Below are 14,631 nucleotides of genomic sequence, written 5' to 3' on the forward strand. Positions count from 1 at the left end.
TTCCTGAACGCCAGGCAATGTCGACTCAGCGCTTCTGCAGATCCCCTTGCATCTGTTTCACGGCGGCAATCAGCGCCTGCTGGCGTTCCTCCAGCCCCTGCTTGCGAGCCTCGTTGAGCGTGCCGATGTTCTTCGCCAGGTCGCGCAGCGGTTTTTCCTTGGCGATCACCCGGTTCAGCTCCGGTTCCGCCAGCACCGCGGCGGTCTGCGCCACCGCTTCCTGCGCCGCGGCGAAGCGCGGCCCGAGCAGGCGAGCGAATGCTGTCAGCTCGTTGCTAAGGTGCTCGGCCAACTGGTCGTCCGGGTTGCCGCCGGCGCGGTTGGCCTTGGCCCGCAGCTCCGGCAGGTCTGGCACCTTGAGCAAGGTGCCGGCGCGCAGGCTGGAGATTTCCTCCAGCTGTGGATTGGCCTGCAGCAACGCACCCTCGACCTTCTCGCGCTGGCGCGGAGTGAGGCGCAGGAACAGCTTGTCGGCCAGCTCGCCGAGGTTCTTTTCGCCGCGAAAGGTGGTGACGGCCATGTCGTGCGCTCCTAGAAGCCGATGAGGTTGGTCAGCCCCATGTCGTTGGGGATCGGCGCGCCGTTGATGACGCGGATATTGCCGGTGCTGGTGTTGCCGATGACGATGGCCTGCTTGACCTGGACATCCGGATGCAGGTGCAGGGTGTCCTGGTCGCCCTGGCCGAGCAGGCGGTTGTTGCTGGCATTGAGGGTGCGCGCCTGCAGATCGCCTGATTGCGCGCCGCTGGTGTTGGCTCCGCCGATGGTTTCGCAACGGTTGCCGGCGAACAGGCAGTGGTCCAGCGCGGCGCACAGGTTCAGCGATACGCTGGTCAGGTGGGCGCGCAACTGGTTGTTCTGGATCGCCAGATCGGCGCGGCGGTTGGCTACCGCATAGGCACTGTTGGCGGTGAGCAGATAGACGTTGTTTTGCGTGGCGGCGACCAGGTAGGCGGCGCTGAAGTGGCCGCTGGCGCCGATCGCGACCGGGGCGATCAGGATCGCCCGCCAGATGGCGTTGACCGGCTTCTGCTGCTCGTCGTCGCCGACCCGGTCCACATGGTTGCCTTCGACCACGCTGCGATCGAAGGGCGGCAGGACCTGGATGGCGCTCACTTCGCCGCTGCTGCGGTCCGGCCCGATGCCGAGGAAGCGGTTGTCGCACACCCGCAGCTGGCCGATGGCGGCGGCGCGCAGGCCGGCGATGGCCGGCGAGAGCACCGCGTCACGCGCCACTTCGGCGACCAGGTTGTCGCAGAAATCGGCACGCTGGATGCGGATCAGCTGGAACGCCGCGTAGGCGGTGCCTTCGACATTCGCCGCCAGGCCCAGATTGCGGCAGCGGTTGCCGCTCACCACCAGGCTCGTGGCGCCGCCTGCCTCGCCCATTACCAGGGCGCCCAGGCCGATGTCCTCGATCAGGTTGCCGGTGATGCTGCCGCCGTCCAGGTGCTGGTGGATGGCGATGGCGTTGCCCTGCAGCTGGCGCAGGCGGTTGCCCTCGATGCGCACATCGCTGGGGCCCTGCGGGTCGAGGCCTTCTTCGAGCACTATGCCTTCGCCACCCCGCTCGGACGCGCCGCTGATTTCGTTGTCGCGGATGCGCAGGCCGTCCACCCCGGCGCGAATGCCGTCGCCCTGGGTGTAGATGACGTTGTCGGCGATGGTGAATGGCGAGCCCGGCAACACCGCGCCGGTGGCCACCAGTGCCGTTTGCCTGCCGGTGATCATCAGGTTGCCGTCGATACGCGTGTTGCCGTAGTGCAGGCTGATGCCGTCCAGGTTCAGTGCGCGTTGGCTGCAGAAGAACAGGTTGCGGGTCACCCGCAGTTCGGCGCTGAGCAGGTGCTCGCCGAGGCGTACCAGGCCGCGCTCGGCCACCAGGGCGCAGTCGTCGATGCTCACGCCGAGCATGTTATCGCCCAGGCCAATGGCGGCGCTGGCGCCTTCGCCGGTGGCCAGGCAGAGCACGTTGATGTGCTCGGCGCGCAGGTCGACCGTATTGCGTGCGCGTAGTGCCGCCGTGGTATTGGCACTGGTGGCCGAGGCGATCAGGCTGAGGTTCTCCAGGGCCACGCCGTTGCTGGCGGAGATGTCGAGAACGCTGCCGGGCCCGCTGGCGACCAGCAGGCTGCCCCAGCCCTGGCCGCGGATGCGCAGCGAGTTGGCTCCGTCCACGGTCAGCGCTTCGCGCAGGTTGTAGGTGCCGATGCCCAGGCAGATGGTGCCGCCGACATCCTTGATCGCATCGATCGCCTGCTGGATGGTGGCGACACCGCTGTTGTGGTCCTCGGCGCTGACGCAGACCGTGCAGTCGCAGCCTTCGCCCTCGGCAATCGGCGGCCAGAGCACGCGGCAGTCGGTCTCGTCGCCGGGGAAGTTGACCATCGCCAGGCGCGCGTAGTGGTGGTGGATGCCCAGCGGCGGCGCCTGGTTCAGCTGCTCGATGCTGGCGTCCACGGTGCGTGCGGCGAACACCCAATAATCGCCGCTGCGGAACTGGCCGCCAGCGGGAGCCAGACTGAAGTCCACCAGAATGCCGTGTTCGAGGAACAGGCGGGTACCGGCGGCGGGAATCGGGATATCACCGGCGGCGCCGGGGGCGTTGAGGTCCAGCACCTGGTTGCCGTTCTCGCGGCGCACCAGGCCGGCCTGGTCCCAACGCCGCACGCGGGTGTTGCGCGCGGCCTGGGTGGCCTGCTGGGCATCGGTCGGGAACATGCCGGCGGGCAGTGCCTGGTCGAACTGCAGGGTCCGCGCGCTTTCGTCCACGCCGCCGGCCACGCGGACGCGGCGCAGCTCGCCGGGTTGGCCGTGCAGTTCGCGCCAGTCGTCGGTCACTTCCACCCAGTCGCCATCATGGAAGCGCAGCACGTCGTCGCGGCCGATGCTCTCGACCGTGATGCGATCGCGCGCCGGGTTGATATGGCTGACCCGCGAGGCCACCGTGGCGTTGTCCCGCGACCACTTGAAGGTGGCCGTGCCGAGCGTGCCGCCCCGGTGCACCTCGACCCGGTACAGCTGGTTCTCCAGCCCGCGATAGCCGGCGGCCGGCGGCACCTGGCAGGGATCCGGCTCGAAATTCGGCACGCCGGTACCGGTCGACAGGCGCGCCGCCGAGGGTGCAATTAGTGCCTGCCAACCAGGGACTTCTTCATCCTCGGTGGCGCAGGTGCTGTCGCCGACATTGGCCAGCACCTTGACCTGCCACACCGTCTGCAGGCGCCCGGTGCTGTCCACGCCCACGGCCTTCTCGATCAGATCCGGGGCTTCCACCGCGGTGACGTCACGCTGCCACACGTCGACGTAGACCAGGTGCGGCCCGCCCTGGGGCAGCGCTGGCGGGTTGGGGTAGTAGGGCTGGTTGGCGTAGTTCAGCGCGGTGCTGCCGGTCAGCTCGGCCAGGCGCGGTTCCCAGACGTTGGGCGCGGCGCCGTGGTTTTCTGCCAGCAGGCCGTCCACGTAGATGCGCCCGACACCGATGGTGAAGCTGCCACCGCCGGCCTCGATGCGGAAGCCGTCCGGGGTGATGCGTGGCACCACGTTGCCGCCGTAGGTGTCTAGCGCGCCGGCCTGGATGCGTCGGGCCAGCTGCGCCACCCATTCGTTCCAGTCGGCGTCCAGCTGGACCCGGCCCTGTTGCATGACCACGCCGAGGAAGTCGCGGCGGACGTCGAAGCGGATTCGACTCAGATCGAAGCTCATGATGCTCCCTCAGGATTCGTGGAAGATGCCGGCGCGCAGCCCGACTCGCAGGTATTCCGCGAGGCGGATGCGCAGGTTGGTGACCCGTTGCGCGCCATACAGCTGGTGGAACACGCCTATCTCGCTCTCGTCGTCCGCACCCTGGAGGATTTCCGCAGCGGTGGAGGTGGCGAGCTGACCGTAGGCCGGGGTGCCATAACGCAGTGAGGTGAAACGCGGCGCTATGTGCCGGGCGGCGCCGCTGGAGTCGGGCTGGCAGCGATGGCGGCGGGGCAGGATCGAGTTGAACGGCAGCCAGCTGAAACGCACGCAGCCGACCTGCTTGCGCTCGGCGCGTACCGGCACCGCCCAGCTGTCGGCGGGGGCCAGGGCGGCGAACAGGATGCTGTTGGAGATCAGCCCCACCTCGCTGGTGTGCAGCTTGCCGATCAGCGTGCAGGCATCCAGCGACAGCGCCGCACCCGGCGACTCGCCATCGATGGCGGCGAAGGCCACGCCGTCGCGGGCGGTGGCGTCGATCAGGCTGTCGCTGGCCTGCACCAGGGCATGCTCATGGGCACGAATGGCGCCGACCAGGCTGCGGGAAATACGGGTGTACAGGCTGGCGATCTCCAGCTGCAGGCTGGGCGTAGTGGGTTGCAGCGGCTGGCCGCTGGCGTCCAGCTCGATACCGGGCACCAGGGTGCAGTGGCTCAGTTCCAGGCGAGCCAGGGCATTGCCGGCGCCGGCCGCTACCCGCAGCGGCGCGCCGGCGATCAGCAGGCCGTTGAGCAGGCAGGCGCTGTCCGCCGCGCCGCTGATGTCCAGCTGGCTGAGCACCAGGACCGGGCGTCGACCGTTGCGCGCCCGGATCTCCACGGCGCCATCGGCGATCACCTGGATGCTCAGGGCTTCCTCATAGCGGCCGTTGTCGGTGATCTCCACCACGCCATCGCCGGCGATCTCGCTCAGCGCGTCGGCAATGCTGGCCTGGTCATCCGGCACCCGGACCACCAGGCGGCCGGCCGGCGGGGAGGGCAGGTCGGCCCCGCGCTCGTATTCGCCACCACCGATATCGGCGGAGAAGCCTTCGTGCCAGGTCAGCTGCACCTCGGCCGGGTCCGGCGCATCGCCGGGCAGGGCGATGCGCCCCAGTACCGGATCGATGGAATAGGTGCCATCGGCCGGCGGTGTGTGGGCCCAGCCGACACCGTCGTCGCCCAGGTGACAGATGCAGATCTGCTCGCGTTCGATCAGCATGCCGTCGACCCACAGTTCCAGGCTCGGCGCCGGGTTGTCCAGCGGCGCGCCGGCAGCCGCACGCACGCCGTAGTGGCGCGCCAGGTGCGCCTCCAGGCGCCGCCGCGACAGCGGCCAGGGCACGTTGTCCGGTTCGGCCAGATGGCCGATGTCGTCTTCCACCCGCGGCTTGTTGTACAGCGCCAGGTCGTGGCCCAGCGGGCTGGCCCGATAGCGCCGCGGAGCGGCACGCAGGCAGGGCGCCTGTGTGCGCGAATAGGCCTGGATGCGCCACAGGTGCAGGCCGACGTTGGGAATGTTGTGGCGACCGCGGCCGGACTCGATGCGGCGCACGTCGACGCTGCGGTTGGCCGTTTCGAAGGCCGTGCCCAGCCACTCCAACGCCTGCTCCTGGCGCAGGTCCGGGGCTTGCAGCGCCTGCGGGCGCGGATGGTTCATGTACTGGGTGGCGCACAGACGCTGGAAGTACTCCACGGCGCGGGCGTCCCAGCCGGTGACATCGCGGGCCAGTTGCTCCAGCACGGTGGCGGTGCCCTTGCGCCGACGCAGGGCAATGGTATGGGCTACCTCGGCGCGCGGGCTGGCGACCTTGGGCACCACCTGGTGCAGGCCCTGGTAGCCGATCAGGTCGCCGATATAGGGCACCACCCAGTCGGCGCAGGTCTCGATGAACAGGTCGTCGTAGAGCTGCTCCAGGCCTTCCTCGGCAATGCCCAGCTGCTCCGCCAGCAGCGCCACCAGCTCTTCCAGCGGGCCGCGTTCGAAGCCTTCCGCCTCCGCCAGTTCCGCATCGCGGATACGGTGGATGGCCGGCAGCAGGGCGAACAGCGCTTGTGCGTCCAGGCTCATGGCAGCACCTCCAGCTCAAGCGGCTCATCGGCCAGGGTCAGCAGCTCGGCCGCCTGCGGCAGGCCGCTAAGCGAGGCCACCGGCAATGCGGCATACAGGCGTGGCACCAGCCCCGCCGCCTGACCCTGGCGGTACAGGCGGCTGACCTGCACCGCCTGCACGCCAGCCACGCGGTGGGCCACCGCGGCCAGCTCATCGACCGAGACGTTCTGGCCGAAATCGCGCTGGGCGAAACCGAAATGTTCGCGCAGAACTGCCTCCACCTGACTCAGCACCAGGTCGCCCTCGTACTCGGCGAGCACCTTGACTGCCAGGCGGCAGCGGAAGCGTGCATCGGCGTAGCCAACCATGCGCAGCGGCACCAAAGGGTCGCCGTAGGCCAGCAGCGCGGCGCGCAGCGAGGCGTACACGGCGTCGCCCTCGGCAATCGGCGCTCCCAGCGCGCCGGCCAGACTGAGGAACACGCCGCGCGCCGGGCCGCTGGGAACCCATAGGGCATGGGCCTTGTCGATGCCGGCAAAGGCGCGGGCGAAGTTGGCGTAGTCGGCGATGGACACAGCGCGATCCAAGGTCAGCACCGTCAGCGGCGCGTTGGCTCGGGCCTGGGCCAGCGACTCGGCGTCCTCGCCGCCGCTGGCGGGCACCGGGTTGACCACTTCGCTGACGCCCAGCGGGCGCGACAGCAGGGTGGTGAGCTTGCCGGCGGCCAGGTTGCCGCCGCCACCGAGGCCCTTGCGGTAGCGCACCCGCACATTGCTGTGGCCGCTGGGCAGGCGCGCGCCCTCGTTGCCGTCACCGAACTGCAGGGTGGTGTAGCCGGCCTCGTCCTGGCTGGTCTCGTAGCTGCGCGCGTTGGCCGCCACGTGGTACAGGGTCGGGACTTCGCTCCATAGCACGTCGTTGATTCGCACCTCCAGGCTCGAGGCGCGTCCGCTCGGCGTGCTGGCGCTGAGGTAGGTCAGCGGCGCCTGGTTGAGCAGGAAGCGCTGGTTGGCCTGGGCCGCATTGCCGTCGCCGAGGATGGCCTCCACCGTCTCGCCATTGCTGGCCGGCGCGACGTTGGCATTGATGCGCAGGCTGGCGCGTTCGAACACATGCTGCAGCGCCGACTGCAGCTTGAGGCTGGTACGGTCGCGGTCGTGGCTGAGCGCGTCCTCGCCGTCGGCGATCAAGGCGATCTGGCGCACCAACGGATCGTCTTTTTGGCCGCTGGCCAGACGGATCTGGCTAGCCTTGGCCTGCAGGCGGCCACTGCGTCCGTCGCGGTCTAGCAACTGCAGGCGCAGGTTGACCGAGGCGCTGCCGAGCAGCCCGGCGAACTCCTCGGCGCCGAGCGCCACCGGAGTGCTGCCGAACAGGCGGTCGGCGGCGCCGAGCATGAACAGCTCGTCGCCCTGTTCCAGCGCCACGCTGCCGCCCTGGTCCAGCTGCAGAGCCAGGCCGCTGGCCAGCAAAACGATGCGTTGGCGCCGGCCGGACAGTGCCAGCGCCTGGCCCGGTTGCAGGCCGTCGACGCGCTGGTCGAGTTCGAGGACATCGCCGTGCGCCGGGTGAAACAGCGGCGTGGCGATCACCTCCAGCGCCTCGCTGTGGGCCAGCACCAGGGTCTGGCGCAGGGGGAAGGTGCTGGCGCTGAGGTTTTCGTCGGTGTCCGGGGTGATGCGGGTGATCTTGCCGGACAGGGCGAAGGCGCTGCGGGTGCGGTGGATCACCCGCACGGCGCGGTACAGCTCGACATAGCCGGGCAGGTCGGCGCTGCCGTAGTCGGGATTGTTGGAGACCAGGGCGAACCAGCTGCCGGCCACGATCTTGGCGTTGTCGGTGTCCAGGTCGACGGCTGCCGGGTCGAGCTGGAAGTTGGCCCAGCGCCAGTTGGTGGGGCTAGTGGTCGTGTCGATCTGGTTGATGATCTGCGGGTTGTCCGAGCCGAACAGATTCGGGTCCGGTGCGTTGTGGCCGAACAGCGCCGTACGCTGGCGCAGCGCGAACACCCGGGCGCCGGCACCGCTCGGGCTCATGGACGGGAAACCGCTGCCCAGCGGGTGGTTCCAGTACAGGCGGGTGCGCCCGTTGTTGCTGTCCGCTTCGACCCCGGCGAGCACGCGCACGTCCCAGCGTTCGCTGCCGGGGTCGCTCAGGCGTTCGTCGCCGACGATGAGAATGGCGTCGCCGACCTGCAACTGATGGGTGACTCCGGCCAGCCACAGCTCGGTGTCGCCCTTGCGTGGTCGCCAGGCGCGGCTGGCCTGGGCCGGTATGGCGTTCCAGGCGGCGCGAGCCGGCGCCGGGGCGATGGTCTCGAAGGTCTGCGCCTGTTCGTCCTGCCCGGGCACGCTCTGCACCTTGGTGCCGCGCGGAATCACGATCGGCTCGCTGGGCATGCCCGGCGCGCTGAGCAGGGTGAAGGCCAGGTGGGTGGAGGCGGCCACGCCCGGCGCCGGGCGGTAGCCGATCAGGCGGGCCATCTGCCGTACCGACAGCTGCTCGGTGGCGGTGCGCAGGTAATGCTCCTGGGCGTAGCGCTCGGTGTAGAAGCCGAGCACATCCAGCGAGCAGGCGAGGGCATCGGACAGCGCCAGGGTGAAGTCGCTGGCCTCACGGCTGGTGAAGGCCGCGAGGGCCGGATGCTCGGCGCTGGACAGGCGCGCCTGCAGGCTGTCCATGAAGTCGCCATGGCGGCCGATGCGGTAGTCGATCACCGGCAACCCCGGCGGGTTGTCGATGCGCCGCGGGGTGTCGGCGTCGACGCCGGCGCAGCAGTCACACTCGGGTTTGCTGGCCATCACTTGCCTCCATGCAGATTGAGCCGCAGCACGCCGTGCTCGGGGAAGTTGGGGTCGTTGTCGAGGCGCACGATCTCCAGGCGACCGAGCGCCATGAAGCCATCGGCCAGCGGCTTGGGATCGACCTGGCCCTGGCGCTGGAAGCGCGTCACCTGTACCGAGGCCACGCCCGGCACGGTGCGCGCCGCGGCGTACAGCGGGCTGAGGAAGAAGGTCTGGCCGAAGCTGAAGTTGTCCGGGTGGAACAGGCCGCGGGTACCGTCGCCGCGCTGGCGGCTGCCGAGCACGTCGAGCAGGCCGTGGCGCACATCGCTGCGGAAGTAGCCGGCCTTGACGCATACCAGCAGGTCGATCTCCAGCGACACGTGCAGCGGCTCGTTGACGCGTAGGTCGTGGCCGGCCATGCGGTAGCGGTCCAGGTGCTCGACCACGTTCTCGGCGAATGCCGCATCGACCGAGTCGCCACCGTCGCGGTCGACGGTGACGAACACCGTGTGCCAGCTGCCGGTCCAGCGCAGCCCGGCGGCGGCGCGCTGCACGCCGTCCAGGCGTTCGGTGACCTGGGCATAGTCGGCCGGGGTAACGGCCCGTTCCTGGGTGCGGAACGCCTGGGGCGCCGCGCGGCGCAGCTCGGCGTGGTTCTCGGCGGCGATCCCACCACGGGCCGGCAGCGGATTGCTCACCGCCTCGATGCGCGCCTCGGCGCTGACCACATGGGCGATGCTGGCCGCGCCGACATTGCCGGCCGGGCCGTTGCCGACCCGGTAGTAGGCGCGGAAAGCCATGCCGCTGTCCGGGCGCCGGCCATGGCGGTCGTCGCCGAAGCGCAGGCGGGTGCTGCCGTCGCTCTCGGCCTCGAGCACGAAGTGGCGGTCCTCGGCCCTGCTGTCCAGCAGATTGCGCTGCACGTTCCAGTGCTCCGGACTGCCGCCCGGACCGCTCTCCAGGCGCAGATCGGGGATCGCATCGGCAGCGCGCCAGTGCAGGGCGGCGCTGGCCGAGGCTTGCGGGTCGAACAGCACCCATTCGCGGCGCACCAGGCCACCCTCGCTAACCCGGCGTAACACGCGGCCGCGGTGGGTCACCGGGCCCTCCGCCAGCAACGGGCGATAGCGCGGCGGCAGCGGCTCCGGGGCCAGGCGCTGGCAGGCGCCGCCGCTGGCCGGGTATTGCAGCAATGGCGCCGGCACGTTGCCCAGTTCCTCGCCGATCACGCTTCGCCCATGGTCGACCAGGATGATGTTGCCCAGGGCCACGCTCACATCCTCCAGCTGCAGGCTGCCGTGGGCCTCGTCGGTCTCGCTGGAGATGCACAGGGAAAAGGGCATCGCGTCGGCGCTGTGCCAGGCGATCTCGGTGATCTCGCTGTCGTCCAGCGGATCGAGCAGCGGGTCGCTGCCATCGAAGGCGCGTACCGCGCTCAGGCGTACCGCGTGGCGCCGCGCGGGGTCGGCGTCGGCCGCCTCGCCGGTGAGCGGGCCGAGGACTTCCTGCAACACCAGCACGTCGCCCACCGCCAGGTCGGGCAGGTGGCCGCGCAGGGTGGCCGAAGTGGCACCGCTTGGCAGGCAGCAGCGGGCGTCGCTCCAGGTATGGAAGAACAGCCGGTTGTGCGCCTCGTTGAGGGTGGCCTGGTGCATCGGCTCGAACACCAGCGGCGTGCTCTGCAGCGCCTGACGCTCCTCCGGCGAGTCGGCGAGGATGCGCGGCGGCACGCCCGGCACGCGGGTGTAGAAGCGCAGCCCGGCTGGCATCGGGAAGGGCCCGCCGACGACCTGCAGATGCAGCCAGGCGCGGGCGTTGCAGCCCTCGTGCAGCTGATAGTCCACCAGCAATGCATGGCGGCGCAGGCTGCTGCGTTTGCGCGCGGTGTGCAGGTAGGCCTCGGTGGTGACGGCGTCGAGCTGGTAGTGCTGCAGGTCGCCGACATAGGCGATCAGCTCGCCCAGGGTGGTGGCCAGGTCGGCCGGGCTGCGGTCGCGCCAGCCGGGCATCTGCCGGGCCAGGCGATCCATCACCAGACGGCGCAGGCTGGCGTAGTCGCGGGCCAGGTAGTTGATGTCCGGCGCGGCGGCGGGCGGCTCTGCGCAGTCCTGCTGCGGGCGGCAATCGAAGTCGCTGGGGCACTCGACCTTGAAGGCGAAGTCCACGGCAGACAGGCGCGGATCGAAGTTCGCCAGCGGCAGGTCGAGTGATCCGGCCTGGCGCAGTTGCAGACGGTAGGTGGAGTGGTCGCCGTCCGTGTCGGTACGCACCACCAGCACGTGGTCCGGCTCGGTCAGCGCCAGGAACAGGGCCTGCTCCGCGGCGCTGGCCTGGACCGGAGGCGTGCTGGCGATGCCGAGCCACTGGACGCCCACCCGGCGCACGCGCTCGCCACCACTGATATGAAGGTTATCCACGCTGAGCCCGGCCGGTACCGGTTTGAGCAGGCGAACCAGCAGGGTGCGCTGGCGCGGACTGCCGGGCGGGGCGTCGAGGTCGAGCACTTCCAGATAGTCGATGCCGTTGAGGCTGGGGTGGGCATCCACCAGCGCCCGGCGGTTTTCTTCGCAGCAGTGGTAGATCATGACGCCGCTCCCTGGACGAAGCTGTCGTCACGCCGCTGGTTGGTGCGGCGGATGCGGTACTGCACCTGCACCGCCAGGCGCGACTCGACCGCGCTGACCTCGACCGACTCGACCAGAATCAGGTCGGCCAGCCATTGCTGCAGCGCACCCTGCACGAGGAACTGCACGGTGGCGGCCAGTTCCGGGCTGTTGGGCGCGAACACCAGCTCGCGCAGGCCGCTGCCGAAGTCCGGGCGCATCACCCGTTCGCCCGGTGCGGTGAACAGCACCTGCTCGATCAGGCCGCGGATCCAGGTGGCTTCGTCCGCTTCGCGGCTGCGGCCGTGGCCATCGAAGGCATAGGGGAAGTGCAGGCGCTGGGTCATGTTCAGCTCCCGATCACGCGCATCTGCGCCGCCACGGGCAGCAGCGGCGTACCGTTGGGTGCGCAGACCGCCTGGCTGTCCATCAGTACCAGCGGTTGGCCGTTGGACTGCACCCGGGTGGCGGCCACCACCCATTGCCCGGTGACGCAGGGCACCGGGCTGCCGGAGACGTTGAACGGGCAACCGGCGATCACATAGGGGCCGCTCATCAGCACCGTTGGCTGGCCGCTGACCAGCACCCGCGGATTGGGCACGGTCGGCGTGGCGGTGCCGCCGTGGGCGCAGAGCACGCTGGCGCCGACATGGAGGAGGGGGCCTGGCATATCAGCGACCCTCCGCGCGCCATGGCGCGCAGGCCTGTGTGTCCCGTGGGAGCCGGCCTTGCCTTGTGTATCTGTCCATACCTGCCTCCTTGTTCCACATCCCACGGAACTGCGTGGCCACCCGTGCGGGGCCTAGATCACCGTCAGCGCGCCGTTGTTGATGGTGACCGCCGGGCCTATCAGGGTGAGCATCGCGCCCTTGCCGTTCTGGATATAGATGCCGGTGTCGTTGACGATCAGGGTCGCGCCGGTGGCGCTCTTGAGCATGATTCCGCCGGTGGGGCCGGGCAGGTCGGAGATGGTCAGGCCGTTCTGCAGCGGCGTCTGCAGGGTGATGGCCTGCAGTCCGGGCGGGGTGGCCCGCGCCAGGGCGGGAATCTCCGCTGCGCTGCCCCAGAAGCAGCCGACCCAGATCGGGTGGTCCGGGTTGCCCTGCTCGAACTCCACCCACACCCCGGAGCCGATCATCGGCAACGCCACCATGCCGTTCTGGATGCCGGCGATCGGCACGCAGGGCATGGCCCAGCTGGCCGGAATCAGCCCGGCCACGTCGGGCACCTGCACCTGCAGGCGGCCCTGCTGCATGGGGTCGATGTTGTTCAGCACCATGCCGCGGTACTTGCCGTAATAGCGTTGCTGGCTCATGCGGGCACCGTTGGCGTGATGGAGATCAACCCGTTGCGGCTGAGGTTGAAACTCTGGGTGAACTTGCCGCGCCCCAGGGTGCTGGTGACGCTGCTGACGTAGTACAGGCCGTCGTAGGCGACCCCGGCCCCGCGCACGCCGACCAGCTTGCGCGGGCGCAGGATGCGGCCGTAGCGCATCACGTCGAGGCTGCCACTGGCGGTCACCGCGTCCTGGGATTTCTTGGCTTCGGCCAGGCCGGCACTGATGGCCTGCATCGGGTTCATCTTGGCCGTCTCCTTCATCATCTTGAGGTTGGCCAACGGCGTGGACAGCACGCCCAGCGGCGGCTGCAGCGGGTTGATATTGGGGATCGGAATGGGGATGGGCACACGGGTCATCTGGTTCTGGATGAACACGATCGGCAGCACACCCTTGGTCGGGTCGAAACTGAAGTTCAGCGACTCGACGTTGGTGTGCGCATCCATGTCGATATTCAGCGCCGGCTGTGGCGGGCCGACTTTGATCTCGGGACCGAAGTAGGCAATGTTGGTCAGCGGTACTTCGCCCGGCTCGATGTAGAACACATGGCCGACTTCACCGGCCAACTGGCGGATGTAGGCCAGGTCCGTGCCCTGCTGGGCGGGGATGCGTTCGATGGGGATCGGCACATCGGTGAAGAACGAGGGAATCGGCAGGGGGATGATGCCGAACGCCGCATACTTGGCGCAGATCAGCGCCACCCGCGCCTCGATCGGCATGGCCGGGTAGGGCATGCCGGAGAAGTCGATCAGGTCCATGACCTTGGTCAGGTCCTCGCCGGTGATGGTGATGCTGCCGGGCTGGCGGTTCTGCCCGGCCTGCACCTCGACGTTGGTCAGCACGCCGTCGAACAGCGGCTGCGGGCGCCCGCCGAGGGTGACGATCAGCACCACCCGCAGCGGCGGCACGCCGAGGCTGGCGTTGTTGCCCACGGCGATCAGGAACAGGGTGTTCAATTCGGACTTGCTGTTGACCTTGAAGCGCAGCTGGAAGCCGCTGGCACCTTCGCTGGCACTGGTGACCGTGACCTCTTCGAGGGCGTCGATCAGCATCGCCGGCACCGGCAACGGAATGATCGGGCCTATCAGCAGGCTGAGGTGGACGGCGTTGCTCATGCGTCGTCTCCCGGCACGCCTTCCGGCAGGGTGATGCGCAGCACGTGGCCGACCGTTTCGGTCAGCTCGTCTGGGCGCAGCGCGCCGTTGCCGTCGCACAGCCGCCAGTACTGCTGCGGGTCGCCCAGGTAGCGGGCGGCCAGGTTGTCCAGGCGGTCGCCGACCTCCACCCGATGCTCGCTCAGGGTGGCGAAGTTTTCCGCCGGCGGCACGAAGCGTCGATGCACATAGCTGAGTACCTCGCCATCGGCACGTACCCACTGGGCGATGTCCAGGCCGTGATAGCGGCTGTCCGGGGCGAAGGCCGGCGCGGTAATGGCATTGGCCTGCAGGAAGGCCTTGAGCGGATCGGTCATGGCAGACCTCCGATACCCAGAGCGTCGAAGCCGAAGGTGGCGGCCTTGCCGGCCAGTTTCTCGCGCGATTGCAGGTAGGCCATAAACAGCCCGCCACCCTTGTGATCGAAGCCGAGGTCGTCGATCGAGAGCACGCGCAGGCCCAGGTTGACCTTGGCGCGGATCGGATTGAGCTCGGGATCGAAAGCTTCTTCGCTGATCGAAAATTCGGTGACCCGCACCGGCACGATGCGCTGCGCCCCCCATACGAAGAGCGCCAAGGAGGACTCCATGGGGGCGATTTCAAGGGTGCCGGAACTGGCCAGCGCCTTGCCGGCGAACAGGTCGGCGGCGGTCGGGTTGATCAACGCCTCCAGCACAGCCAGCTGCGGCGCGATACCAGACTCCACCGTGTTCTTGTTCTGTTCGGGATGCTCCAGTTGATCGATTGCATCCAGCTCGGCCTCCAGAGTGATGGTTTCCACCGCCGGGCCTGTGAGGCGAAACGCCTCGGAGCGCTCGGCGCCGTCGCCGAGAGTCTTGGACTGCAGGCTGCGCTTGAGGCTGTCCGGGTTGTACTGCAGGGAGATGACCCTGCGTACCTTGGCAGTTTCCGGGTCGACCAGTACCAGACCGCCCTTGACCACACGCGGAGAGTTGGGAAATGTGCTCATCGCGGCG

At 69.1% G+C, this 14,631-nt stretch carries 11 protein-coding genes; all 11 read right to left on the bottom strand.

The genetic code is table 11. The features are described 5' to 3' along the window. Positions 1 to 25: 25 nt before the first annotated feature. Complete coding sequence (locus OH686_RS01075; RefSeq protein WP_289535806.1) at positions 26 to 520, bottom strand: hypothetical protein; 495 nt, start codon at positions 518 to 520, stop codon at positions 26 to 28. Positions 521 to 531: 11 nt separating this feature from the next. After that, positions 532 to 3,705 carry a DUF6519 domain-containing protein gene (locus OH686_RS01080; RefSeq protein ID WP_289535807.1) on the bottom strand — a complete coding sequence of 1,058 codons (3,174 nt, stop codon included), beginning with the start codon at positions 3,703 to 3,705 and terminating at the stop codon, positions 532 to 534. Positions 3,706 to 3,714: 9 nt separating this feature from the next. Then, complete coding sequence (locus tag OH686_RS01085) at positions 3,715 to 5,793, bottom strand: hypothetical protein (protein ID WP_289535808.1); 2,079 nt, start codon at positions 5,791 to 5,793, stop codon at positions 3,715 to 3,717. After that, positions 5,790 to 8,576 carry a putative baseplate assembly protein gene (locus tag OH686_RS01090; protein ID WP_289535809.1) on the bottom strand — a complete coding sequence of 929 codons (2,787 nt, stop codon included), beginning with the start codon at positions 8,574 to 8,576 and terminating at the stop codon, positions 5,790 to 5,792. The genes OH686_RS01085 and OH686_RS01090 overlap by 4 nt, the downstream gene beginning before the upstream one ends. Continuing rightward, entirely contained in the window at positions 8,576 to 11,146 is a 2,571-nt protein-coding gene (locus tag OH686_RS01095) for a putative baseplate assembly protein (RefSeq protein WP_289535810.1), read from the bottom strand. Before OH686_RS01095 ends, OH686_RS01090 begins: the two co-directional genes overlap by 1 nt. Continuing rightward, the gene (locus OH686_RS01100; RefSeq protein ID WP_289535811.1) at positions 11,143 to 11,511 is read right to left on the bottom strand and encodes a GPW/gp25 family protein; all 369 of its coding nucleotides are present in this window, start codon (positions 11,509 to 11,511) and stop codon (positions 11,143 to 11,145) included. Before OH686_RS01100 ends, OH686_RS01095 begins: the two co-directional genes overlap by 4 nt. Positions 11,512 to 11,513: 2 nt before the next feature. Further along, on the bottom strand, positions 11,514 to 11,834 hold the full coding sequence (locus OH686_RS01105; RefSeq protein WP_289535812.1) for a hypothetical protein: 321 nt from the start codon (positions 11,832 to 11,834) through the stop codon (positions 11,514 to 11,516). A gap of 132 nt (positions 11,835 to 11,966) precedes the next feature. After that, positions 11,967 to 12,479, bottom strand: coding sequence for a phage baseplate assembly protein V (locus OH686_RS01110; RefSeq protein ID WP_289535813.1), 513 nt, complete (start codon positions 12,477 to 12,479; stop codon positions 11,967 to 11,969). Beyond that, positions 12,476 to 13,615 carry a hypothetical protein gene (locus tag OH686_RS01115; protein WP_289535814.1) on the bottom strand — a complete coding sequence of 380 codons (1,140 nt, stop codon included), beginning with the start codon at positions 13,613 to 13,615 and terminating at the stop codon, positions 12,476 to 12,478. The genes OH686_RS01110 and OH686_RS01115 overlap by 4 nt, the downstream gene beginning before the upstream one ends. Continuing rightward, positions 13,612 to 13,971, bottom strand: a complete 360-nt coding sequence (locus OH686_RS01120; protein WP_289535815.1) for a hypothetical protein — start codon at positions 13,969 to 13,971, stop codon at positions 13,612 to 13,614. The genes OH686_RS01115 and OH686_RS01120 overlap by 4 nt, the downstream gene beginning before the upstream one ends. Then, entirely contained in the window at positions 13,968 to 14,624 is a 657-nt protein-coding gene (locus OH686_RS01125) for a hypothetical protein (protein ID WP_289535816.1), read from the bottom strand. The genes OH686_RS01120 and OH686_RS01125 overlap by 4 nt, the downstream gene beginning before the upstream one ends. Positions 14,625 to 14,631: the final 7 nt, after the last annotated feature.

Source organism: Pseudomonas sp. SO81, from assembly GCF_030374125.1.
Classification (GTDB): domain Bacteria; phylum Pseudomonadota; class Gammaproteobacteria; order Pseudomonadales; family Pseudomonadaceae; genus Aquipseudomonas.